Origin of the sequence: Scytonema sp. HK-05, assembly GCF_963872035.1 — a bacterium.
GTDB lineage: Bacteria > Cyanobacteriota > Cyanobacteriia > Cyanobacteriales > Nostocaceae > Kalymmatonema.
In genome coordinates, this window is sequence record NZ_CAWMYC010000046.1 from 140,570 (window position 1) to 165,905 (window position 25,336).

General features: G+C 43.7%; 19 protein-coding genes and 1 pseudogene. 9 read left to right on the forward strand and 11 right to left on the reverse strand.

The features are described 5' to 3' along the window. Positions 1 to 96: 96 nt before the first annotated feature. A complete protein-coding gene (locus tag AACT52_RS08130) occupies positions 97 to 1,797 on the reverse strand; it encodes a vanadium-dependent haloperoxidase (protein ID WP_073630153.1) in 1,701 nt (566 codons plus the stop codon). Positions 1,798 to 1,918: 121 nt separating this feature from the next. Continuing rightward, positions 1,919 to 3,202 carry a calcium-binding protein gene (locus AACT52_RS08135; RefSeq protein WP_073630155.1) on the reverse strand — a complete coding sequence of 428 codons (1,284 nt, stop codon included), beginning with the start codon at positions 3,200 to 3,202 and terminating at the stop codon, positions 1,919 to 1,921. Between the two features lie 1,074 nt (positions 3,203 to 4,276). On the opposite strand from AACT52_RS08135, the gene AACT52_RS08140 reads away from it, so the two are divergent. Beyond that, complete coding sequence (locus tag AACT52_RS08140; RefSeq protein WP_143172757.1) at positions 4,277 to 4,837, forward strand: helix-turn-helix domain-containing protein; 561 nt, start codon at positions 4,277 to 4,279, stop codon at positions 4,835 to 4,837. 51 nt (positions 4,838 to 4,888) lie between these two features. Here the strand turns inward: AACT52_RS08140 and AACT52_RS41280 are convergent, their stop codons facing one another. Continuing rightward, positions 4,889 to 5,068 (reverse strand): hypothetical protein, encoded by a 180-nt coding sequence (locus AACT52_RS41280; RefSeq protein ID WP_073630207.1) that lies wholly within the window; start codon positions 5,066 to 5,068, stop codon positions 4,889 to 4,891. 60 nt (positions 5,069 to 5,128) lie between these two features. Between AACT52_RS41280 and AACT52_RS08145 the strand changes: the two genes are divergently transcribed. Further along, on the forward strand, positions 5,129 to 6,448 hold the full coding sequence (locus AACT52_RS08145) for an RNA-guided endonuclease InsQ/TnpB family protein (RefSeq protein ID WP_096549459.1): 1,320 nt from the start codon (positions 5,129 to 5,131) through the stop codon (positions 6,446 to 6,448). Positions 6,449 to 6,457: 9 nt separating this feature from the next. On the opposite strand, the gene AACT52_RS08150 is transcribed toward AACT52_RS08145, so the two are convergent. Next, entirely contained in the window at positions 6,458 to 8,206 is a 1,749-nt protein-coding gene (locus tag AACT52_RS08150) for a S8 family peptidase (protein WP_073630157.1), read from the reverse strand. Between the two features lie 164 nt (positions 8,207 to 8,370). Continuing rightward, positions 8,371 to 9,105: a hypothetical protein gene (locus tag AACT52_RS08155; protein WP_073630159.1), complete on the reverse strand. Its 735-nt coding sequence runs from the start codon at positions 9,103 to 9,105 to the stop codon at positions 8,371 to 8,373. A 175-nt stretch (positions 9,106 to 9,280) separates the two neighbouring features. On the opposite strand from AACT52_RS08155, the gene AACT52_RS08160 reads away from it, so the two are divergent. After that, positions 9,281 to 9,697 (forward strand): element excision factor XisH family protein, encoded by a 417-nt coding sequence (locus AACT52_RS08160; RefSeq protein WP_073630161.1) that lies wholly within the window; start codon positions 9,281 to 9,283, stop codon positions 9,695 to 9,697. Continuing rightward, on the forward strand, positions 9,685 to 10,020 hold the full coding sequence (locus AACT52_RS08165) for a XisI protein (protein WP_073630163.1): 336 nt from the start codon (positions 9,685 to 9,687) through the stop codon (positions 10,018 to 10,020). Before AACT52_RS08160 ends, AACT52_RS08165 begins: the two co-directional genes overlap by 13 nt. Before the next feature lie 324 nt (positions 10,021 to 10,344). On the opposite strand, the gene AACT52_RS08170 is transcribed toward AACT52_RS08165, so the two are convergent. Together AACT52_RS08170 and bchH are read right to left on the reverse strand one after the other, a co-directional pair. After that, positions 10,345 to 10,569, reverse strand: a complete 225-nt coding sequence (locus AACT52_RS08170) for a type II toxin-antitoxin system HicB family antitoxin (protein ID WP_073630167.1) — start codon at positions 10,567 to 10,569, stop codon at positions 10,345 to 10,347. 105 nt (positions 10,570 to 10,674) lie between these two features. Then, a complete protein-coding gene (bchH, locus tag AACT52_RS08175; RefSeq protein ID WP_073630169.1) occupies positions 10,675 to 14,439 on the reverse strand; it encodes a magnesium chelatase subunit H in 3,765 nt (1,254 codons plus the stop codon). Between the two features lie 390 nt (positions 14,440 to 14,829). On the opposite strand from bchH, the pseudogene AACT52_RS08180 reads away from it, so the two are divergent. Both AACT52_RS08180 and AACT52_RS08185 read left to right on the forward strand, forming a co-directional pair. Then, positions 14,830 to 15,330, forward strand: a pseudogene (locus AACT52_RS08180) (N-acetylmuramoyl-L-alanine amidase); the annotation flags it as partial. 6 nt (positions 15,331 to 15,336) lie between these two features. Continuing rightward, positions 15,337 to 15,777 carry a hypothetical protein gene (locus AACT52_RS08185; RefSeq protein ID WP_158054586.1) on the forward strand — a complete coding sequence of 147 codons (441 nt, stop codon included), beginning with the start codon at positions 15,337 to 15,339 and terminating at the stop codon, positions 15,775 to 15,777. Positions 15,778 to 15,789: 12 nt separating this feature from the next. On the opposite strand, the gene AACT52_RS08190 is transcribed toward AACT52_RS08185, so the two are convergent. Continuing rightward, complete coding sequence (locus AACT52_RS08190) at positions 15,790 to 16,758, reverse strand: CHAD domain-containing protein (protein ID WP_073630173.1); 969 nt, start codon at positions 16,756 to 16,758, stop codon at positions 15,790 to 15,792. 263 nt (positions 16,759 to 17,021) lie between these two features. Here AACT52_RS08190 and AACT52_RS08195 point away from each other — a divergent pair, with 263 nt between their 5' ends. Beyond that, positions 17,022 to 18,122 (forward strand): DUF3616 domain-containing protein, encoded by a 1,101-nt coding sequence (locus AACT52_RS08195; protein WP_073630175.1) that lies wholly within the window; start codon positions 17,022 to 17,024, stop codon positions 18,120 to 18,122. A 496-nt stretch (positions 18,123 to 18,618) separates the two neighbouring features. Here AACT52_RS08195 and AACT52_RS08200 read toward each other — a convergent pair whose 3' ends face one another. Further along, the gene (locus tag AACT52_RS08200) at positions 18,619 to 19,272 is read right to left on the reverse strand and encodes a flavodoxin family protein (protein WP_233153879.1); all 654 of its coding nucleotides are present in this window, start codon (positions 19,270 to 19,272) and stop codon (positions 18,619 to 18,621) included. A 55-nt stretch (positions 19,273 to 19,327) separates the two neighbouring features. Next, complete coding sequence (locus tag AACT52_RS08205) at positions 19,328 to 19,732, reverse strand: NIL domain-containing protein (protein WP_073630179.1); 405 nt, start codon at positions 19,730 to 19,732, stop codon at positions 19,328 to 19,330. A gap of 154 nt (positions 19,733 to 19,886) precedes the next feature. Here AACT52_RS08205 and AACT52_RS08210 point away from each other — a divergent pair, with 154 nt between their 5' ends. Then, on the forward strand, positions 19,887 to 20,477 hold the full coding sequence (locus AACT52_RS08210) for a thioredoxin family protein (RefSeq protein WP_073630181.1): 591 nt from the start codon (positions 19,887 to 19,889) through the stop codon (positions 20,475 to 20,477). Between the two features lie 41 nt (positions 20,478 to 20,518). Here the strand turns inward: AACT52_RS08210 and AACT52_RS08215 are convergent, their stop codons facing one another. Then, the gene (locus tag AACT52_RS08215; protein WP_073630183.1) at positions 20,519 to 20,755 is read right to left on the reverse strand and encodes a DUF6737 family protein; all 237 of its coding nucleotides are present in this window, start codon (positions 20,753 to 20,755) and stop codon (positions 20,519 to 20,521) included. 531 nt (positions 20,756 to 21,286) lie between these two features. On the opposite strand from AACT52_RS08215, the gene AACT52_RS08220 reads away from it, so the two are divergent. Then, positions 21,287 to 25,243, forward strand: coding sequence for a sensor domain-containing diguanylate cyclase (locus AACT52_RS08220; RefSeq protein ID WP_073630185.1), 3,957 nt, complete (start codon positions 21,287 to 21,289; stop codon positions 25,241 to 25,243). The last annotated feature ends 93 nt before the right edge of the window (positions 25,244 to 25,336 follow it).

Sequence of the window (25,336 nt, forward strand, 5' to 3'; positions counted from 1 at the left end):
TCCATCATCAATTGTTAGTTGTTAGTTGTAGAGACGCGCCATGGCGCGTCTGTACATAAGTTGGTAGTTGTTAGTTGTTGGTTATTCCACTATCTACTAAATCAAAAAGTTATTAGACACGAAGTTGCCCACATTTGTGCCTACTTGCACGCCATCTACAGCGGCTGTGTCAATATGGATTCCACCGTAAATGCGGCTAAGGGCATCTTCCTGGGCGAACTGCGTAAAGCTGCCGTATGAGCGAGCAACACCAGGTAATTCCTGTGAAGGAATGTCAAAACTGATGTTGTCCGTGCCGTAGAATTTTCTGAGAACTTCGGCTGTTGCACCAGCAAATACGGAATGCCCTGATATGTAGTCAGGGAAGTTCGGCGTCGTTAGCAGTGGGTTCCAATTTGGATCGGCAATCGTGTCTGGATTGTTGTCCTTATCTGCATTCTGGATTGCAGTAATTGGGCGCAATTCCTCGTAGGTGTACTTGGCATCCCACGCAGCAATGCCCGCATCAGCTTGAGCAATGCTATGCAGCGCAAACAAACGGGCGTTCTGCTCCAGCGTATTGCCCTTAGCTAATGCTACTTCTTCCACAGCCTCGAGCAACTGACCTGGTGGTCTGAAGGTGTCGTTGCGATCGTATGCCCAGAATTGAGCGATTTCCGTCTGGTCTGCGTTGCGGACAGTGCTATTATCTTGACCAAGCGACTTGACTTGGTTAAAATCTCTCGCGTACCGAGGGCTAGCATACTCAGGGATAGTATCCGGGCGGAACTGGTTACCACTCGATAGACCAAAGGGAGTAACATTGCCCCACTGCGCCAATAATGCTGGCTTAAAATCGGGGGGAGTTGGCTGCCAATCGCCAAAGCCCTTTCCTGGTGTGTAGGGTACTTGAGCAGTCGCTGCACCATCATTTACCCGATTAGCGAGTATTTCCTGGGCAACCTTTCCTCCTATAGCAATGCCCTTGGTTTTAGCATCGCCATTAGGGATTGCTGCGAGAGACCTGTTGAGTTGTTCGTCAAATGTGGCTTTTAATGTGTTTATTGTGTCTGAGCGTAGTCTATTTCCCTGTGGGTCTGGTGGGGAATATCGTGGGTCTGTGAACACAGCGACTAGTGTATCGTGTGCTGCTTGAACTGCCGCAGCTTCTTTCGACGCGCCAAGAGCTTCAGATGCGCTGATATCGTTCACTAGGTAAGGCTTGTGCGTCCGGTCAATTGCGTTGACGGCATCATAAATTGCCGTGTTCATTATCGCCAGATCGCGTGTTTGTAGTGGAGGTGATGTACCAATATCACCGTTTTTACCCGTAGTCTGTACAGCATTTAAGAAAACAGAATTCCATTGGATAACAGCGTCACCTTGAGTAATTAACTGGTTGGCTGTGTTGTTGGCTGTATTACTATCAGTAACATTGTTACCCGGCTCCACCTGTGCAAACAGATAATAGAGTCCTGGGGACACAACACTCGCAGTACGGAAATCAGATCCAGCAAAGTCTACAGTCAAGGTTTGGGACTGACCTGGCGCTAAGTTAACTGTTTGACCATTCAAATTACCCAGTAACTCATCTGTGCCTTCGAGGCGATCGCTTGCACCCCTTGTTGGACCAAGGGTATCTAGGTTATTCGTGTCAAGAATGTTGTCGGTTGATGCATAAAGTTTAAGGTTTACAGGTCCGTTGATCTGTGCATCGCCCTGATTCTTAACAACAATGTTTAGTTTGCCTTGTTCTTGGGGAAAGATTGTGGGGTTTTGCAGTATATCACCAAATTGAACTGCAATATCTGAAGCCATAAAGTTTTAATCCTTTCCTATGCAAGTAGGATTGAGCATGGTTTCCCAGCATGCTTGCGCTCAACCGAAAAGAAGCACAAAAGCTGAGATTTTGGTTTAGTACCTGAGTTACAATTTCCAATCAAACGAAAGTGAATTGACTGGTATTGGAAAGACTGAGATTTTGCTGCGAAATTCCCTCGACAATACCAATAAGTTCATGCACATCTTGACCTTGGGTGTAAAATACTGCTGTACCAGATACTGAGCTAACAGGAGATGCACCCAATGAATACCAGCTCTGTTCACCTGCCAGCTGGATTTTATCTACACCACGGTTAAAACTGTCGTTAACGAAGCCAAAATCTTTAATCAGAGCGTAGTCTCGAACGCCATTGGCGAAAACATTGCCATCATCGTATAAAACGACATCCTGTACAACAGTATCATTACCGTTTGCATCCCTGGCATTTGCTTGTGCAAGTCCAAGGACGAATGTGTCGTTACCTTTCCCACCGGTTAAGGTATCAATCTCGCCTAAGCCAAATCCTAGTTGCCGTTGACCATAGAACGCAGTGTCAGTACCAATCAATGTATCGTTACCGTCGCCGCCATCAAGGGTGTCGTTACCTTGTCCACCAACAATTAAATCTTTTCCAGCATTACCAAAGAGGCTATCATTCCCCCGACTACCATAAATGCTGTCATTGCCAGTCCCACCATAGATTGTGTCGTCACCGCTAACGCCGGAATTGTTCTCTATGTCATCACCGTAGAGTATGTCGTTGCCAGCCTCACCATAGATTAAGTCGATTCCTTTCCCACCCTCAATATAGTCATTTCCAGAACCACCAAAGATTTGGTCGTCACGGTCTTGACCAAAGATTTGGTCGTCTCCCTCATTACCATAGAGGATATCATTGCCACTTGCAATCAAGTCTAAATTTCCACTAGGATTAGAGTCCCCATAGATGATGTCAGCCCCAGCACCACCACTGACGGTGTCAATTCCGCTTCCTCCGCTGATAGTGTCATTTGCATCTAGACCATAGACTGTATCATTGCCACCCAAAGCGGCAATGATATCTTTACCATTAGTGCCATAGATTGTTTCGCCGTTTGGAGTGCCTTGAATTTGATTAAAACCAGAAGAACCAGAAGTTGTGAAGCTTCTATTATCAGTTGTGGATGTGCCTGATTCTAATGTATTTAGTACATCTATAGCAGATTGCTGCTCTGAAGTGAGTTGCGGTCTAGTTGGACTTGTTGTTGTTGATAGGTTGAAAACGGTTGCTTCTGGTTGTTCGAGTTCTTGAAGTGCTGTTCCTGCTGTTGATGGCTCGAATAAGTTTGTTTCTTTTTGGATTTCTTGCAATTCTGTTGATTCAATGTTGTTAAGTGCCGCGTCGCTAAGTGTTATCGCCATTGTTTTTACCTGGTTCCTTCAATAACTAATGCGAACAAACTCAACTGACTACTGGTAGTTCAGCTTCCAGCAGTCAGTTGAGAGAATTGAGAGGGTGGCATCGCAAAAACTTTTTGAGAACAAAAGAGTTGGAAGGTGCAATCTATTTCTGCAGCCATTTTAAAGAGTTAGGCAATGCATTTGACTTGCCCCTCAAAATCTCATTTGTTAACTTCCTGGATTTCTCCTTTGCGAATTATCTATATCGCATGGTAGATGTCGTCAAGGTTGATTTATACCACTGTTGATTCTCATGAATTTTGACTTCAATTTGAGAATCTTCATTGAGCAACTAAATTAGTTATTCAGCATTTCAAATGCTAAATAAATAGCTCAGAATATGCACGCACCCCTAAAAAATCGTCATCTAGCTATTTCTAGTTTCATCCAAAGATTTAGATAGAGATTAAACTGAGTTATTCAATCTACTTGATTTATATATTATGAGGGCAAAATAAGCACGTCAATAGTTTCAGTAAAGTTAATCAAACAAAACTAAAGTAGTAATGTTCAAATTTTTTTAGGTTTGAAATCTGAGTGAGACAAACAGTTTTCTATTATAGGAAAGCTTTTTCAAGCTTCATTTGCTACAAAAAAAACAAAAAAGAGTAGAATAGAAAATTTTACTCTCTAAATATAAAAAAATATAAAATCCTCCTTAAGGAGGAATGCAATCGTCGCAGCATGACCAACTAGAGTCGCCCTTTATGACCATTACCCAAATTTTAATTTTTGTAACAAGCGGCATAATTCTAGGCTTAGATTCTGAGAAGTAAATAGAAGTTTTCATCTTGGCAATAAAACCCAAATTTTCAATTTTTACCCAAGGAGCATACTTGAGAATCTCAAGCTTAAGGATGCTTTAGCTGAGGTAATAAGGGCTATCAGTGAGATATGAAAACTAATTGGAAGCATCTACTGTTTAGTAAATATATCTGGTGGATAATCCGAAATGCTGCGACTTTAGTTTGTAGTTTGATGTGTTCCTGCACGCATTGAGATGTACCCAACTAATGAGGCTGTTCTACTTAAGTTATGCAAGAGGGAATTGCAGTGGAAAATCAAGGTCATTACTTAACAGCTTTTGAGCGCAAGCTTCTGCACAAGAGTCTAAAAGCCGATTTACGTCCGGAATATCGCCGTCGTATTGAAATCATGTTGCTTGCAGATGCGGGTCAATCTCAAGCACAAATCTGTGAAGCGCTCTTGTGCGCTCAAGAGACTGCACGATACTGGATTACTATGGCACAGACAGGTCAGGCTCACAAGTGGGATGAACGCCCGATGGGACGCCCCAAGGCAATTAATCAGCAATATCTTGAGCGCTTGAAAGAACTGGCGAGCCATAGCCCGCGTGACTATGGCTATGCATTTGAACGCTGGACAGCGCAATGGTTAGGGAAACATCTCGCGCAAGAATTGGGAATTAAGGTTAGCAATTACCACATTACCCGTCTACTTAAGTCAATGGGGCTTTCTACTCGACGAACAAGCAAGACTGTAGAGAAAGAAATAAAGGACGCCAAGGATTGCAGCATGACTATTACTATTAGCAGTCTGCTATTGCCTTTAAGCCTGTTTTTCTGTGGTAACTGAATTCGATCAAGATGAATGCCCGGACAAAAAGAGTGCATTCCCCGACCAATGTCAACCATCGGTTGACGAGGGAGTGGGAATAGCGCTTTTTTTGTCTACCTCTATGGTTGGCAACGAGTCAATAAGCTCCTCTATTACTTGAGTCATAGTCTTATCAGCATGAACGGCGTATAGGCGCACTTTATTAAGCCGACGTTCACTAATTCGTATTTTTAATTCTTTGTTTTTCATTGTGTTCCACCATTGTTCCCTCATATATGTTAGCATAGGTGTACAAAGGAGGTGATTAAAGTGTTGAAGGCAGTGAAGGTCAGGTTATACCCAACAACTGAACAAGAAATATTTCTAGCCAAATCGTTTGGTTGTGCAAGGTGGTATTGGAACTATGCCCTTAATGCTTGCATCCAACACTATGAAGAAACTGGAAAGTCATTAAAGCTAAGCGTCTACAAGGCTTATCTTCCCAAATTAAAGCTAGAGAACCCTTGGTTAAAAGAGGATTGTTATTCTGCTGTCTTGCAATGTGTAGCAATCAATTTAAACAAAGCTTACTCCAACTTTTTTGAGGGACGTGCTAAATTCCCTAGGTTCAAGTCAAAACATCACAAACAATCGATTCAATATCCCCAAAACGTTAAAGTTGTGGGTGATTGCTTGGATGTCCCCAAGATTGGGACTGTTAAAGCGGTCTTTCATCGACCTATTGAAGGTAAAGTTAAGACTTGTACAATAGTCAAGACTCCTACAGATAAATACTTTGCTTCAATCCTGCTTGAGTTCGATGGTGAAACTGGTCAAGTATCTGGTGATAAGACACTTGGTATTGACCTTGGGTTGAAAGACTTTGCTATTGTTCATGATGGCGAACAAGTTACAAAGTACTCAAATCCGAAACACCTCAAGCGTCATGAGAAAAATCTAGCCAGGAAGCAGAAAAAGCTTGCTCGTAAAGTTAAAGGTAGTAACTCAAGAAATAAATACAGAAAACTCGTAGCCAAGGTTCATGAACGAGTATCAAATTCCCGCCAAGACTTTTTGCACAAATTAAGCAGGAAACTGGTAGACGAAAGCCAAATTATTGTTGTGGAGAATCTCCACGTCAAGGGAATGGTACGAAACCGTAAGCTATCAAAGTCAATATCCGATGTAGGTTGGGGAATGTTCATCAATTTCCTTGACTACAAGTTGAAATGGAAAGAAGGACAGCCCTCCGGGTTCGCAGTCGCCACAACGGGACGGCAGTTGCTACAACGGGGGGAACCCCCGCAACGCACTGCCTCGGGAACCCCCGCAAGGCGCTGCTCACTTGTGGAGATAGGGAGATTCTTCCCCAGTTCTAAAATGTGTTCATGCTGCGGTCATGTCCTAGACGAGCTAACGCTCTTATTCCGTGAATGGGATTGTCCCAAGTGCGAGACTCACCACGACCGTGATGGTAATGCAGCATTAAACATCAGAAACGAAGGAATTCGGATATTGCAAAACAATGACGGAGGGAACCCCGTTATTGCCGTGCCGAGGCGGAGTAAGACCAATAAGCCGAAAGGTAGAAAGGCATCTGTCAATGACGCCGGAAGCGCACACTTACTGCGTCAGCAGAAGTGTGGGTAGTTCACGATTTCATCCTAGCTTTGTCTTCAAGGCTTCCGAGACACCGTGCAATAACAATTTCTCGCGCAAGAAATCTAGATTCTTTGGCTTTGATGACTCCGTAAAAGGCTGACTTTGAAACTGAGTCGAATGAGGCTTTTGACTAGATAGAGTTGCTGCAAATTGCTTGTACAGCTCTGGGTTTATGGTAAGGTAAAAAGCTAGCTCTTGTCCCACCTCTTTCAATCGCCTTGGTAATTCTGTTTCTGTTGTCTGCAACAGTTGAGCAAGACTTGCTCGGAGCTTAGTATCATCTCGAACTACTCCAAGAAAATTATTTTGGGGTTGATTTTGTGATAATTCTTGCTCAAAGAGATGGGCGAAGGTGTCGAGTCTGCCGTTGTCTATAGACGGGTGTTGTTCTAAGGCAAACCCTGGTGCAATGATTGAACGAGTCACATTATCAGGTAGTGGTGCAGCAAGTACTTTCTCTGCATTCACGATACCTTCACCGAATTGATTTGGCTTCCATGTGGGAAATTTCTCACAACTGTCGCGTAGAATTTGATTAAAGATGAAAGGAATCTTTTCGGCTCCATAGCGTTCGATAAGTTGCGATCGCCCATGATATGATAGCCATAAAGCTGCTACACCCGCGACGAATGGTGCAGAAAATGAAGTGCCGGAGCCTTGCAGAACGTTATAGCTAATCTGACCATTATTCTTCTCGACTTTTGCATACCAAACTGACTCACCAGGAGCAGTGACATCAACTTGGCTTCCCCGCGATGCACCCCACCAAATCTCACGTCGCACATTACTGCCAGTCACAGCAATCACTTCCTCATAGGCAGCAGGCCAAACCACGTAGGGAACCATGGTACCAGATGCTGCAACGATGATTACGCCTCGTTTTTGGGCATAAGTTATTGCACTCCGCAGACGCGGGTTGAACAAACCAGTTCCCAGACTAATTGAAAGGACATGAACACCATGATCTGCGGCGTACTCAATCGCTTCAGATAAATTACGTACGCTCAATAGTACAACTGAGTATGAAACTCGAAGGGGTACTAATTTGGCACCAGGTGCCACCCCCGCCACAGTTTTTCCGCTTGGGTACTTGCCTTGTCCCCCTCTTGGGCTGATGATGACACTGGCTGTAGATGTGCCATGACCTGGATTGTTAATAATTTCGCCCCCAGATGTTTCGAGTTCGTCTTTTGGGTCTTTGTCACCCTTAAGAAAATCGTAACCTTGTTCAAGGAGCAGATTGGCAATAATTTCCGGATGTTCCGAATAGCCCGTATCAGGAAGCCCAACGATAATCCCATCCCCTGGTCGTTTTTTGGGGTCTGGGAAAAAGCGTGACCATGCCTCAAAGACTCGCAGCTGCTTGAGACTCCATTCTACATCACTGCTTTCGTCGAGATTTTTGGGCGCAAAGGTAGCCCTAGGCTGTGTTGACTCGTCATTCCAGGCGGGGTAGTTGGGTATAGGAACAGCAAACAGTGGCTGTGCATCTACAACTCCTGGCTGGGAACGCAGATAATAACTTTTATCCCAAGCTTGTTTAACTGACAAAGCATCTTGCTTTTTGGTTACCTCAAACTCAGTGAAATTGTCACCAATCGGTTTAATCTTCCAATCTGAACCTAGTCCTTGGGTAACAATTTTCTGGACTCTCTGCTGTAGTCCTGGCATAACCATCTGGAGAAAAAACCCTTCAAACTTAGGAGCGAAGTTATTTGGGTCACTCTGTTGCTCGCGAATATGCATACAATTCACCTTTGTAATAATAGCAGACATCAGGAGTTACATAACTGTCAGTGGCGATTGGCTCCGCCAGTGCTGGGGCGGCGTGATAGCAAGGCGCACCCATAATTTCAAAGGGGACTGGAGGAGTTACGAAACGCAAACACACTTTACCCTGGATTCTCTCACTATATTAACTTTCGCATACCAGCCAAAACGATTTCTCCAAGATTATCGGATAAAGTTAGCAGTGGCTTTTGAAGTCCCCATGATTTAACTTTACTTGCTGAAAGCGCACCATGAGCAGTTGCATTCCGAAGTGCTTTAGCAAGTCTTACAGCTTCTGTCCAGTTAGTCACAGGAGTAGATTTAACAATCGATTCTTCGATGATTGTTTTATCTCCATTCTCAAGACTGAGGAAATCAGCAATTGCACTTTTTTCTTCACGAGATGGTTTGTTTAGCCATTTTTCAAGATTTACCCTTGTAGTCGCTGGCGGATTTAATGAACTGTAGTCTGGTAAGTAGCATTTATTTGTAAAGTCTTTGATAGTTTCTGGGGTTAGATATTTTTCTTTAATTAGTAATGTCTTTGTAACCATCTCAAATCCATTGTATGCCATCACAAGTCGCCACTGAATACCACGCGCCTTATGTGTATCATTAGGTTCTTCAATTGAGTTGTGACCAGCAGCAGGTTCTTGCCATTCTAACCCAGATTTAATAAGGTTAAATCCTCTTGATAAAGCTTGAATAACATCATCAATAGAGTCTGGCTCGGCTGAATGAAGAGAGTTGAAGTATGAGAGCCTGTGCTGTATATCTTTGCACTTAGCGTTCTCAGATGTCCAGGATTCTCTAGTGCCCAAAGCTTGCCATAAATCGCGCCATACGTCTTCAAGATGAGTGGTAAGATATTCCATGTGTTATGGTTCCTGCTGATAAGAGTTGAGGTGAAAAGTGGATTTTACTGAGGAGCAGCATGATTTAGAGTATAATATCAATCATTCATGAGTTCTTCTTTTTATACATATCAGTCATAAATCTATCCGGATAAAACCCAACCATTTTTTATTTCAGCAATACCTTAGTTTTGATATGCCAGCAAGAGATATTTATCATGATGCTGTTAAAAATGCTTTGCTTAAAGACGGCTGGACAATTACAGACGACCCTCTACATTTAAAATGGGGGCAGAAAGATATGTATGTGGATTTAGGAGCACAACGACTACTAGCCGCCGAACAGGGAAATAAAAAGATAGCTGTGGAAATAAAAAGTTTTGTGAGTCCGTCGGAAATGCAAGACTTAAAAGATGCTATCGGGGGATTTGTCATGTACCGGGCTGTTATTGGGCGTCTTGAACCTGAACGGACATTGTATTTAGCAGTGCGCGACAATGTATTTACAGCTTTATTCGAGGAACCAATTGGTAAACTTTTGATAGAGAGCGAGAATCTCTACCTAGTCGTGTTCAATCCTGACAGTGAGACGATTGTGCAATGGATACCTTAAATACTTATCGTCGCATTATTAAAGACGTATTAGTTCCATATACACAAATTCCTTACTCGCACGGAGACATTCAGTGTAAAACAGTCTTCGATAGCGAAAATGATAGCTATTTACTTATTACTTTCGGATGGGATGGTGTTAAGCGGATTCACGGTTGTTTAGTCCATATTGACATTATTGATGGCAAGGTATGGGTGCAACGGGACGATACAGAAGATGGCGTAACCTATGAATTAGTAGCCGCAGGAATTCCTAAAGATAGGATTGTGTTAGGATTTCATCCACCTAATGTTCGTCCCCATACAGGATATGCTGTTGCTTAAGATTAGATAAATTGGTGTTCTAGATACCAATATTACTACGGTGGAGGTATTTCCAAATCTTTACAAATTTTCACAGCCAAAATATCAACTATCTCAGTATGTCTTGGAACTGCTGATGTTCTATTGTTTGATGGATTGTAGTAAATGGTGTGTTTTCCAGCTTCCCGAAGCAAAAGATAACCGTTAGCTTCCAGATGGCAATTTTATCGCGGTTTGGAATTCTTGTAAGGTACACCAAAGAAATAATGAACCACAGATGGACACAGATGGACACAGATAAATAATTACTTCATTCAATTGAGTTGCGCTATAATTCTCGTCTCTTCACGATATTTTGACTGTAATCTTTTCACGTACAACATCTTTACCGCAGAGTTGTTGCTCTGCAAGTTGCCGATTCGATATTATAATTAGCTCGATAGCTTCCCGCAGGCTTTCCCTTGCTTCTTCCAGAGTTCTTTCTTGGACATTTGCACCAGGTAACTCTTGGACGTAGCCAATATACCAGTCATCGACTTTTTCAAATATTGCAGTGAAAGAGTTTTCCATATAATTTGCTGTCTGACTCTGTAAGTGTAATCATTTGAAGACATAATAGCCTCAAAAGAGGTGAGTTTGTGTGGTGCCGTACTCTCGGCTAACCCACCCTACCTTCTAAACCGTCACACCTTCAATCTCCTCATCTGTCAACTCATACAACTCGCGTAACTTCTGTAACTTCTCATCACCAGCTTGCCAAAAACCTCGCCCATGAGCCTCTAACATCCTCGCTACAATATTACGGAAAGCTTCAGGATTCGCCTTCCGCAACTTCTCTGCCATCTCTGCATCCAAGGCATAAGTATCAGCAGCTTGGTCGTATACCCAATCATCAGTAAAATCCGCAGTACCACCCCAGCCAATCAACGCCGTCATGCGTTGGGAAATCTCAAAAGCACCGCCAGAACCTTGATTTGCCATAGCATCCGCCCATTTAGGATTCAGCAACTTCGTGCGATATTCCATCCGCAGCAAATCATCTAAATTGCGCGGTGTCGTGTCTTTCGAGAAACTTTCCACAAAGCTGGTTGTCACTTTTTTACCGCGTTGTTTTTCCGCTGCTTTCTTCAACCCCCCAGTATTGGCATAATATTCTTGAATGTCAGTTAAACCGTATTCCACCGAGTCAATTTCTTGGACAATGCGACTGGTACTTTGCAAAAGTTGGGTAAGCACTTCTGGTCTAGCTTGACCCTTATCTTGCCTACCATAGCTAAACACATTGCGACCTTGCCAAGTATCCCCCAACTCATCGCCAGATTCCCAGTTACCATCAACCACGCGATCGTTCACCAAAGAACCAAAATCACCCGCCGGGTTAGAAAATAACCTCGCCGCCACATTTTCCACCCCTTGCGCCTTCAAAGCCAAAGCGTGTTTTCTAATAAAATTCTGGTCTTCGGGTTCATCAGCCTCAGCCGCCCGCCCAAACAAATCATCCAACAACTCAATAATATTCACAAAACTATCGCGGAAAATCCCCGACAAATTCCCCAAAACATCAATGCGGGGATGTCCCACCTCAGCCAACGGCTTAAGTTCATACCGGACAATTCGCCCCGTCCCCTCCTTCACAGGTTCCGCACCCACCAACTCCAACAGAATACCAAGAGATTCTCCCTTAGTTTTAATCGCATCCAAACCCCACAACATCACCGCCACAGTCTCCGGATAACTCCCATGTTCTTCCAGATGCTGCGCGATAATTTTTTGACCAATTTCCCGTCCCCGTTCATACGCCGCAGGCGAAGGCATACGATAAGGATCTAAAGCATGAATATTTCTCCCCGTAGGCAAAACACCCGCACCATCCCGCAACAAATCACCACCAGGCGCAGGCGGAATATACTCCCCATTCAAACCCCGCAACAAATTCGTCAACTCATCAGTAGTTTGTTCCAATAACTCTCTAATTCTCTTCTCCTCCTCTTGGCGTCCTTGGCGACTTGGCGGTTCATTCCCAAAATAAGCCTCCAAATACGCCCCCATCTCCTCCTCATTCGGCACATCCCCCAAAATATGCAACCCAGAAGAGAACAGCCGATTTTCCAACACCTGCAAATACTCGTACAACTTCACGAGATAATCATTAAAAGCATGACCACTAAACATCCGGACATTCTCCGGCGAAAACCCAATCCCCAAACGCTTCGCATCCTCAAACGGACAATCAGCATCCAAACCCGTATCCACAATCTTTTTACAAATCGCTTCCTTAAGGGCATAATTCTTCTCTGAGTCTTCTCGATACTCCGAGATTAAATCCCGCAACGCCACCAACTCCTTATACAAACCCGCGCGACCATAAGGCGGTACATTGTGAGAAATTAACACTCCATAACCGCGACGCTTCGCCAAAATGGATTCCGAAGGATTATTCGCCGCATATATATATAGATTAGGCAAATCTCCCAACAAAATATCAGACCAAGAATAACCCGTATTCCCCAAAGGAGAACCCGGCAACCATTCTACAGTGCCGTGCATCCCAAAATGAACAACACCATCAGCTTCAAACTCATTTTGCAGCCATTTGTAGAAAGCAGCGTATTGGGGATGCGGCGTTAAATCGCGTTCAAACATCAACCGCATCGGATCACCTTGTATTCCCAAAGGTGGTTGCACGCCTATCCAAACATTCCCTAACTGAACACCGCCAATCTGAAACTCATCGCCATAGGTTTTAATCCCAGTACCCGTGAGAGATTTCCATTGTTTCTCAATCCGGGATGTGCGGAGATATCCCAGCCATTTTTCTAGGGTGCGGACATTAACAGTAGAACCCCCCCTAACCCCCCCGTTCACAGGGGGGTATTCAACTCCCTCTCCGCTTGCGGGGAGGGTAGGGGTGGGGTTCTCGTCCGCCTGTTTCACTTTGCGAATCAACTCTTCCCCATCTTCCGGCAAATCCCCGACAGTGTAACCTTGCTCTTTAAGCGCGTGGAGAAATTTGAGAAGACTGCGCGGTACATTTAACAAAGCAGCTGTTCCCACAGCACCGTAACCAGGCGGGAACCCATACAGAATAATTGCAATCTTCCGTTCCGATGCTGGTTTTTGTTTGATGTTAATCCAGCTTTTTACCCTACCAATTAATCGCTGTACCCGTTCGGGAACTAAATAAATCTTTTCTCCCACCAAACCACCGAGGGGAACGGTGTCAATTGCCCCATCCAGTTCTGGTAAAGCGTATAAAACAACGCTTTGCAACCCGCCGATACCCTGGCGCGTCCAAGAGGAAATATCTTGAATGAGCAGTGGCGCGGCGACGATGTACGGTATATTTTTAGCATTCAGGATGCGTTTTGCGACTTCCACCTGACGCCCTGCTTCCATTGAACCAGCAGGACCACCCACCAGAGGAAAGCCGATGGTTGAGACAATGGCATCAATGTTGACTGCTTCCGAAGAAAGGGAAGCAATTTCTACATTACCCTGTTGTCGTTGCTGGGTTTCGTAGTCGGTTGTCATCCAATCACGCACCGCCACATGACCTTCTACACCGTTGATGAAGATGGGTAATGGTATCAAACCAGCTTCTTCAAAATGGCGGATGAGTTGGGGTATGTAAGGTTGTTTGGTGATAACGTGCTTGCGATAGAGGAGAATTCCGACTACCCCCCTCTTTCCCCCCTTGGTAAGGGGGGATGAAAGGGGGGTCTGGTTGTTTCCCCCCTTGGTAAGGGGGGATGAAAGGGGGGTCTGGTTGTGTTGATACCATTCCAGGTATGCCCGTGGCGATTCAAAATAACCTGGGTAATCGGGATGCAGTAACCCCATATTGGGGGTTTCGACTGGCGGGGGAATGTCGCCAACTTTTAAACCTAAGTATTTTTCTGCCAGTGTCCAGAATAAAGCGGCAACGTTTTCTGGTCCGCCGGCATTCCAGTAACCATATATAATCAGCCAGTTGCGTAAGTCTTGCACTTTTTGCACTGGCACATATTTCAATAACTTTGGTCCTATCTTTAAAAAGCTAATATAACCTGCGAGTTTATCTTCCTCTCGTCCGTTGCTGAATTTGTCGAGGATAAATTTAACTGGTTTGGGCATTCCTTTGGGTTTATCGCCAATGGCAAAAGCACCCAGCTTGGTTAAACTCAGCAATTCCAAAGCTGACTCAAACACCAGGCGGATGGGGATGTGCGAGATGCGATCGCGCAACCACAACACCTGATCATAATCAAACAGCAAGCTGCCAAAAAACACATCAGCATCTTTCAGTGCTGCTTCTACCTCAGCGCGTTTGGTGGTGATGTCGCGATCGCTAAATACGCGAATATCCAAATCACTGACACGAGACGTAGCCAAAAAAGCCGCCTTCCGATACAAGTCAGCGTTGAACGATTCAAAACCTGCAATCAGGATAATGCGTTTCATGCCTTGAAATTGAAAGCCTGCTTAACGTTTTACATCTCTTATTGTTACACTCTTAACTGCTTTTAAGGGGGTTGAGATGAAAGTGCCGTATCTTTTGAATTTGCTCGCTTCATGTAACCGATTTTCGCCCATCGAACCGTAACTTCTCGAACGGTGGTGTTTTCCAGCGACGCATTTAATTAGGTGGATGTATCCTGGTTTTTTCTGAAAAAATGAGTGATTATCCGAAGATAGGGAATTTTTGCGAATACTAAATCAGGGCTTACGTACTCAACTGATTTGTTGAGACTGAATGCATGAGAATCTCCAAAAACTGTTTCCTAACAGAAATTGACATTTATAACTAGAATTGCTGAAAACGAAGCATCCAAATCATCTGAGGCGTATAAAATGAAATTTGGAATTGATAGTGGTCATAATTGTCCTCCTGATTCTGGAGCTAGAGGGATACAAATTGAGGATGATTTAACTTTAGAACTCGGGAATAGAGTGATAGCAAAGTTAAAAGCTTTAGGGCATGAAGCAATATCATGTAAACCATCAAAAGCTAATACAGTCAAAGAATCTCTAGGAAAAAGATGCGATACTGCTAATGCTGCTAATGTTGATGTTTTTGTCTCCATACATTTCAATTTTTTCAATGGTCAGGCATATGGAACAGAAGTCTTTGCCATTAGCGAAAAAGGTAGTAAAATTGCTCATTCTGTCTTAAATGAAATCGTCAAGCTAGGATTTTTCAATCGCGGCGTTAAGAGTGGTAATCACTTATTTGTCCTCAAAAATACAAAGATGCCTGCGATTCTTATAGAAGCTTGTTTTATTGATTCGCAAAAAGATATGAATTTATATAATGCAGAGGCAATGGCAAATGCGATCGTCAAAGGCTTAACCAGTTAATTGCCACTTGAGAAGCACGGAGAATTCAGAATTCAGAATCACCCCACAGATACAGCGGTTTCCTATAAGGTGGGCATTGCTCACGAATATCTCAAATGTCCATTACATTGGCTCTGGGCAATGCCCCGAAGTTCCCTACGGCGGGAAACCCCTTCGGGTATGCCTATGGCTAACGCCACGGCTATCGCCGTTAGCGCAGCTCCTCCGGAGGAGGCACGGCACGCTACTTTGTTGGCGGAGCCTGCGCTTTGCGCTTACGCCAGTTGCCTCCGGAGGGTTTCCCTCCGGAGGCACTGGTCTCACCGCCTGCAGGACTTCTCTCCACCCTACGATTTGTGGTCTAATCATAGAATAAGCGCTCTCGAATCTGGCGGCTTGGAACTCCAATTCTCCACCCAGTCGCACAGAACTCATACGCTCGTTCTCACTGCTGAGTTATAAGTTCTTTGTTGGTTACATTGGATGCATTATTGTTAAATGAAATCCTTGTCTTGTCTCAGCTTTCAGATATCGCTGCTGTAATGGTTGCCACTGCTGCCATAACTTGTAACGATTTTGAGCTAACAAAGAAGCAAGGGTAGGAAGCTCTGGGTGTATTTCTGACTTGAAGACATCTGCAAGCCACTCGGCTAAAACTACACTATCTTGCATTCCTCCCAAAATTTCTTGGATACTTTTTACGTCTGCAAGACAAACCGTATAAGACTCGCCGTATAAGTCAGTAAATAACTCCATTTGGTAGCGCAGGCGTTTGGCTTGTTTGCGTAAACTGTGAAGAGTGTCCCCATTCGTTGCTAATTCTTGCTCTACCCTCTGGGAATCCCAGTTTCTAGAAATAACAATCTCTGCTCCCTCTACTTGGCTACCAATCAGCCAACCTGGATGCAGAAAGAATTCACTCACCTCAGGTAAAAGTAAATCTGGTAGGACTTGCTGAATTGGCAAAGATGCTAGTGGTTGATAAGATGGTTCCTCCAACCAGTCCTTTAATGTCTGTTTGAGAGACTTATAACGCTCATCCTTTAATGTTGACTTTACATCTGCCAGAACTTCTTCACGTTGTTTAGCCAACGCATCCAAAGCTGTTTCTAGAGACTCCTGTTCTTTACGAGGTAAATGGGATTGCTCAAAGTTTTCCAAAGTCTCTTTGAGCACGTCTAAATCTCGCAGGTTCCCAAGACGACGCGCAATTTTACCGATATTTTTATCACTCGCAGCCTTTGGCAGATCTAACGCTGACGAAAACCCAGTTACAGCCGAGCGTAGGCGACGCATCCCCACTCGCATTTGATGCAGTGCTTCTGGATCTTTATCTTTCTTGACTGCTGTTTCCCACTTTAACGTTTTCTTAAAGTGTTTTTGAATCGCGTCACAAGCGTAATTTCCTAGAGTTTCGACCTTGGGTTTTGTGGCTAATGTCATTCTGATTGATACACCTTGAGAGAGTAACACCTAACTAAATGAGGTTATTGAATGGTAGCATTAGTTAAACAATTTCATCTATGTTTTGTTATCTTTATCTTACCTAATTATTAAGAAATATATCCCTGCTGAAAGTTATATATTTATACTATATATAATGACAGACCCTGATTATATAACATTTTTTTGCGGTAAACACTGATGGTTGAGTTATATTAATAACTATCATATTTATGATAGAATTTTATTAGGGATTATTTGCAATGCACAATTCATCTCTCATCAATCAAGTTTTTCTAACTTTTACTGATAGCTTTAAAGAACATCGTAAAGATATTTCAGCAGTGCTGCTAACTCCGGAGAAGCATTTGTGGTTGGGGTCAGATGAAACCTCAACTATTGAACGTCTATCTTTTGTAGATGCCAAGAATTTCGCAGAACATAAACAATTTCACGTAGCCGGATTTATCAGTTTACCTGCACCAGAAGAAGAGGAAATTGATATTGAAGGGTTAGCATATAGTGATTATTACCTGTGGTTAATAGGTTCTCATAGCTATAAACGTAAAAAACCGAAACCCAAACATTCTGATGAGAAAAATATTAAAAGACTGGCAAAAATTACATCAGAACCAAATCGTTATATCATCGGACGTATTCCGCTGGTGGATGGAGAACTATTTCCATCATGCCCACATCCAGAAAATCCTGATGTACAATTGAGTGCTGCCAAACTTGAGGTGACGCAACAAGGTAACTTGCTTATGGAAGCTTTGGCAGATGACCCACATTTGGGCTTTTTTGTGAAAGCTGCAATTCCAGGTAAAGATAATGGCTTTGACATTGAGGGAATAGCCGTTTATCAAAACCGAGTTTTTCTAGGTTTGCGCGGTCCGGTGTTGCGAGGTTGGTCTGTGATGCTGGAAATAGAGTTAGAAAATTCTAGTCCCGAACTGCTGAGACTGAAGACAATTGGAGAGGAAGAAAAGAGATACAAGAAGCATTTTATCTTCTTGAATGGCTTGGGAATTCGGGATTTATTTTTAGATGGTGAAGACTTGTTAATTTTAGCAGGACCAACAATGGATTTAGATGGTCCTGTGCAAGTTTATCGCTTGAAGAATGGTGTTAATTTGCAAGAAAATATTCTTAATCAGCCAGAGGTTGTGCTTGATATCCCATATGGAAACAGGGACGACCACGCCGAGGGAATGACTCTATTTCAAAATATAGCTGGGGTATCTTCACTACTGGTAGTTTATGATTCTCCGGCAGAGCATAAGCTGGTAGGAGATGCTGGTGTACTAGCAGATGTCTTTAAGCTGAATTCATCGAAAATTTGGGTAGAAACCCCGTCCTTCTAGGACGGCTTTACAATATTTATGAATTTGCGAACCATTACCGCCTTGGGGCTACTTGAATCGGTGTACCTTTGCAATGTACTTTCAAGCTTGACAGTTACCCTTACGGGTTCGCCAGTTACCTGCGGAGGGAGACCCTCCTTCAGTACTGGCTCACCATTTCAATTCGTTCACCCTGTACGCATAACGGTTTTGCTCATTCGAGCCTTCCCAAAAGGGAGTAATGTGAGCCTAGACAATGTTATTTGGTCGGTACTTTATCAAAGACACTGGCTTAACCCTCTAAACCTGTTTAATCCTCGATTTCTAGAGCTACAGACTGGCCAGAGCGCATCCATAGGTAGGAACTTAAACACTTACCAATAACGTAGTACTCAAGGTACGCGCGTCGGGTCAACTAATCCGCTTAGGTTTGAGGCTGGAAGCCCCTAGCCTTTAGGCAGGGGTGTTGACAAAGAGAGGAGAACTGGTTACAGTCTCGCTCTCATTTTACCAGGGTTTACCCAACCCAACGTTTTGTCGCCTCTGCAATGCGTTGCCCAAAGCGTTCTGAAGTGAGGCGATCGCCTGGATCTATTTCTGCTTCCTTACCGCTCATATCGAGTTGGGTTTGACCCATAACGCCCAAAAATCCCCCTAGTCGATTCACTCCATCATCCTTACCAAACAAAAAGCTTTGCAAATCTCCTACATTGACCCAAATCATACCGTGCTGAGCTGCGTTTGTTGCCAAATATAACAGTGTTCCTTGTTTATCGCCGCTGGGGGAGCTAGAGTGCGTAAAGCCAGCAGCGATTTTATCTTTCCATCCGTGTTGAAACCAAATTCCGCTGGCTGCATCAATAAATGCCTTAAACTGAGCCGCTGCGCCACCCATGTAGGTAGGTGTACCAAACACAATCGCATCAGCACCGTTCAGCTTTTCTATCGTTGCATCATCTTTCCAGCGACCATTGACAATCTGCTCGCCAATAATCCGCAAAACCTCAACAGTCGTACCCTCTACTTTGCTTGCGCCTTCAGCAACGGCTTGAGCCATAAGATGAGTATGACCAGCACCGGAAAAGTAAACAATCGCTACGGTGGGCATGGGAAACCTGCTTAGTGGATTGATGTCAAATGACCGAGTAATATCATAGGGGCTCTCAGTCATAAAGTGAAGTCGCAAATTTTCACTATTTATGAGTCAATCCTGTGAGTTACCAGTTTTAAAGGTTTGTCGAGATTGCCTCCACAGGACAAGTCGGAATACACTGTTCGCACACAATGCAGCGCGATCGCGTAAATGTCAGCTTATCCGTTTGGGGATCAATTTTTAAGGCTTCTGTTGGGCAAACTCCTGTACACAAGCCACAGTGGACGCACACATCTTCATCAATGATGATTTCCCCTAAAGCTAGGGAGACAGTGATGTTTTGCGATCGCATCCACTCAATCGCTGCATCCAATTCATCAATATCTCCCGAGAGTTCTACGACCAGTTTACCAATTTGATTCGGTGCAACCTGAGCGCGAATAATATTGGCAGCAACGTTAAAATCTCTTGCCAATCGGTAGGTAACTGGCATTTGAACGACGCGTTTGGGGAAAGTGAGGGTGACTCGTTTTTTCACAGTTGTATTTAATGGGTTCCCCAAGCATCTGGGGATACCCCCTTATTTTAGAGCTATGGTTTTACAAACCGCCAAGATTCAAAGGTCGCCAAGAGAGAAACAGAGCAGGTTAAACTGAAGAGGGTAATACTTAATAAGTTTTAATAAATCTGTTATGAGTAGCGATTCACCTGTTCATTCTCCAGAAAAATCCGAAGCTAAGGTTGGGGCGCGCTTGAGAAATTTCTTAATTGCAATAGTGGCGATCGCCCTAAGCGTTGCCCTAGTTTTGGGACTGCGAACTCAGACAACCTCTGCAACTCTTGCTCAGTTAGGCGAGCAATCTACACCAATAGATGTGGCTTTAACCAATAGTAAGCCATCACTCATCGAGTTTTATGCTGATTGGTGTACTGTCTGCCAGAAAATGGCTCCAGATATCGCCCAACTCGAACAGCAGTATGCTGACAAGCTGAATTTTGTCATGCTGAATGTGGATAACACCAAGTGGTTGCCAGAGATGTTGAAATATCGGGTAGATGGCATTCCCCATTTCGTGTATTTAAATAAGGATGGGGAAGCTATCGCCCAGGCAATTGGTGACCAACCTCGCACTATTATGTCAAGTAACCTAGAAGCCTTGGTTGCTGGTTCGTCTTTGCCTTATGCTCAAGCGAGTGGGAAAGTCTCCCAATTTAATGCACCAGTCGCACCAACAACTGGTCAGGATGATCCCCGCAGTCATGGCGCTCAAGTGGTTAACTGATGAAAGCAGAATTCCCCATCCGACAAGAGCGGTGGGGTAGTTCATACCCCATCCTCATGTGATTCTAAAATGCCACTGCGGATAACAAGTTGGGGCCAGATGATCAAAAAGAAACCCATCCATGTCAGTACAGGCACACAGACAAGAACCGTCAACCAAACTGTCTTAAATATTACCCAGCTACCACTTATGAGCGTCACGCCTGTGAGAAGAATAGACCAAGGCTGACACCACCAGGGTTTGTATTTCCAAGGACTCATAGCTTGTTTCTCAGACATTTCTTGTTTGGTAATTGCCTAGAATCTTACACATATTAATAAAAAATAAAAATCCTTTTCACTAAACTAAAATCTCGATTAGAAATCCTTAATTATTTACCCTATAGAGAGTTAGTATTCTTTATTAAATACTAACTCTTGTCTAATATTTTTTAGAGAAGTTGACAATTGGAAATTGTAAATTTTATTAGTATATTTTGTAACTTTATATCTTAACAGTTTTCTTGATTGTTATTTGTTACAAAATATAAAAGGCATTTTTGCTCTATTCAAAACTGAGCAGATTGAATTTTGTAAAAAATGTTATGGAGATTTAATTGAAATGCCAAAAATACTATTATAAAACAAATCAAGAAGAAAAATTTGCGAAATATATTCATCCAAGAGCAATCTTTGCCTGTGTTAGAAGCAATCAACAACACACTTAATTTTTGGCAGGAAAAACGGATTGAGATCTTTTCCTCAGCTTTGAGACAAGTTAATGACTAAAATCAGCCAGCCAAAAAACTTGAACCAAATATTTAACTACAAATGAATAAACGTGTTGGTCAATTTGCAGTAGCCTTTGTTACCCTCATAGGGTGCGGTGTCTTGCTGGGTTGGCTGCTTGACGTTCCTCTACTCAAGAATGGCTTCCCTGGCAGTCCTTACACAATTAAGGCAAATACAGCTGTGTGCCTCTTGTTAATAGGCGTATCGCTAGGACTGTTGCAGCGACAACGACTTCCTCGGTGGCTCTCTCTCATTGCCCAAGGATGCGCAATGCTTCCAGTAACCATCGGATTACTTACTCTTAGCGAGTATCTTGTTGGATGGAATCTCGGCATTGATGAATTGCTGTTTGATGATGGAATCCCAACCCTTAACTCTCCCTACCCAGGGCGAATGACGGAAATTACAGCGTTTAATTTTGTGCTGCTGGGGATTGCCCTTTTGTTGCTAGCACAAAAAACTAGGCAGTGTAATTGGCTTGCTCAGAGCCTAATTTGTGTTGTAGGTTTGAGCGCAACATCAGCACTGGTTGGTTATCTGTTTGAAGTAGGGGTTTTATATGAGTTTGACGTTTCCACAACGGCAATACCCCTCATGGCTGTGACATTAATTGTACTGTGTGTTGGGATTTTATTTACCCATCCAGACAAAGGGCTAATGCAGACCGTGAACAGCTCCTCAATCGGTGGGGCGATCGCACGTCGCTTATTACCCTGGGCAATTATTGTACCGCCTGCAATGAATTGGTTAACTATTTGGGGGCTTGAGAGCAAGAATTATGACCAGATATTAATTCACGCTTTGCAAACCGTGTTCATAATCTTCATACTCTCGATTCTCATCTTGTCGAATGCTAAGTCAATCGACCGGGTAGAAGCCCAGCGTCAAAAAGCAGAGCAAAAACTACGGGAATCAGAACAGCAATTCCGACGTGCTGTGATGTACTCTCCACTGCCCATTATGATTCATGCAGAGGACGGAGAAGTCGTGCAGATTAATCATGCGTGGACAGATATCACTGGATACAAGGCTGAAGATATCCCGACGATTGCCCAGTGGACAGAACGCGCCTACGGAGAGCGTCAAGAATCTGTTAGAGAAGCCATTGACGGCTTATACAATTTAGATTGCCGTGTTGCAGGTGGAGAATTTACAGTCTGCACGCGTAACGGGAATCAGCGCGTTTGGGACTTTTATTCTGCCCCTTTAGGCAAAGATCCAGATGGTAGGCGATTGGTGCTGAGCACTGCAATTGATACCACCGAACGCAAGCAGGCTGAAGAAGCTTTAGTGCAGATGAATGCTACTTTGGAAATGCGCGTGAGAAAGCGGACGGCAGAACTTGCAAAGATAAACCAGCAATTGCAGCAAGAACTTTATGAACGCCAACGAGTGGCACAAGCACTTCAAGAAAGTGAGCGCAAATTCCGAGCCATTTTTGAACAGACATTCCAATTTATTGGGCTTCTCACTCCTGACGGTACACTGTTGGAAGTTAACCAAACAGCGCTGGATTTTATTAAAGCGCGACGAGAGGATGTCGTCAACCGACCTTTCTGGGAGATTTCTTCCTGGAGCTGCAACTTAGAAACTCAAGAGAACTTAAAGGCGGCGATCGCCCAAGCCGCAGCAGGACAATTCATCCGCATGGAAGTTACTTTACCAGATGCTGATGGCGTCATGACAGATTTTGACTTTTCGCTCAAGCCAGTGCGAGATGAGTCAGGTGAGGTGGTGCTGCTGATTCCAGAAGGACGAGATATTACCAACCTCAAACGGACACAATCAGAACTGCGCGAAGTTCGCGATCGCTTAAAGTATCTACTTACAGCTAGCCCAGCAGTTATTTTCAGTTCCAGAGCTAATGGGGATTATGGAGCTACCTTTATCAGTGAAAACGTTACTGCAATTTTAGGATACCAGCCACAACACTTTTTAGATAACTCTGATTTTTGGGTAAATCACGTTCATCCAGAAGATATTGAACGCGTCTTGAGAAATATAGGGCAAAATTTTGAAACAAATTATCACTTCCACCAATATCGGTTCTTGCGTGCTGATGGCACGTATTGCTGGCTCGAAGAGCATGTGAAACTCGTCCGAGATAAAAATGGCAATCCTGTGGAGTTTGTGGGGTATTTAATAGACATTAATGAGCGCAAAGCAGCCGAAGCAGCCCTGCGTTCAAGTGAAGAACGTTTCCAAGCTTTTATGAACCACAGTCCAGCTTCCGCGTGGATAACAGATGCAGATGGCACGATACTGTACGCCAGTCAAACCTACATCCGCACATTCCACCAAGCCACTGACAGTATAATCGGGAAAAGTATATTTGATTTGTATCCTGCGGAGTTTGCCCAGCAGTGGATTGAGAAAATCAAAAAGGTTGCCGTATCCAATCAGGTTTTGGAAGTCATCGAAACTGCTCCCCGACGAGATGGTACCGTAGGCGATTTTTTGGTGTATAAGTTTCCCATTAAAAGTTTGTCTGGGCAACAGCTAGTGGGGGGTGTCGCCGTTGATATTACAGAGCGCAGGCGAGCAGAACAGGCTTTAGCAGAGCGGGAGACAATGCTGCGTTCTATCGGTGATAACCTGCCTAATGGTGCAATCTACCAAGTAGCCCGTGAACAAAATCGCAGCTACCGCTTACACTACATTAGTGCAGGCATAGAAAATATTTGTGAAGTCAAAGCAGAAGACGCCTTAAGGAATTTGAGTCTCCTCCTCAACCAGTTTGTAGAGGAGGACTACCCAAAGTTGCTACAAGTAACTTATGAGACGATAACAAATTTATCAGTTTTCAACATTGAACTGAGAATACGAACGCCTAGTGGCAAACTCAAGTGGTTGCATTTTCGTTCATCACCCCGTAGTTTTGATGATGGACGGATTGTTTGGGATGGGCTTATTGTAGATGTCACTGATATAAAACAAGCACAAGAAGCATTACGATTGCAGGCAGAAAAAGAAAAGGCACTGAATCGAGTCATTCATACAATTCGTAACTCACTCGACTTGCAAACTATTTTCAACACCGCTGCGACTGAGACTGCTCAACTCTTGCAAGCTGATCGAGTAGAAATTGTTCAGTACATACCAAGCCAAAAGCTCTGGAAGCACGTAGCAGAATATCTTCAAACTCCTGACTTAGTAAGTTATTTGGAAATCGATATCCCAGATGAAGGCAATAAAATTGCTGAGCAAATCAAAAAATTAGAAGTTGTGCGTATTGATGATCCTACGACTATAGATGATCAAGTTAACCCTAAGTTTGCTCAACTCTTTCCGGGAGCATGGCTGCTGGTGCCAATACAAATTGATTCAACAGTTTGGGGTAGCCTGAGTTTAGGAAGAAGCAAACAATCTACATGGCAGGACTCAGAAGTAGAACTGACTATGACAGTCGCTGACCAATTAATGATAGCCATTCAGCAATCGGAACTTTACCAGCAGTTGCAAATAGCCAATCAGGAACTGCAACGCCTAGCTAAGCTTGATGGACTGACTCAGCTTGCCAATCGACGACATTTTGATCAATATCTCAAACAAGAGTGGCTGCGCTTAATCCGGGAGCAAAATCCTTTATCCCTCATTTTGTGCGATGTCGATTATTTCAAGCTTTATAATGATACCTACGGTCATCCTGCTGGTGATGCTTGTTTAGTGCAGATTGCTCAAGCAATTAGCGGTGCTGTTAAGCGTCCTGCCGATTTAGTCGCTCGTTATGGTGGGGAAGAGTTTGTGGTGCTTTTGCCGAATACAGACAGTGATGGAGCAGTAAAAGTTGTTCAAGTTATCCAAAAAAAGGTTAGACAACTCCATCTTCCACATATTGCTTCTGTGGTAAAAAAATATGTCACCCTCAGCTTTGGCATTGCTACAACTTTGCCCTCTCACGATGGTTCTGTACAAGCTTTGATTAATGCAGCAGATAAAGCATTGTATCAAGCAAAAAACAAGGGACGAAATTGCTACCAAAGCATCGATATATAAATCAGCATCATACGTGTCAGCAGTATAGACTAGGGCTGACCGAAATTCCTCACCCCGGAAGCCCCTGCTTTCCAAGCATGGGGAGGAAGGGGT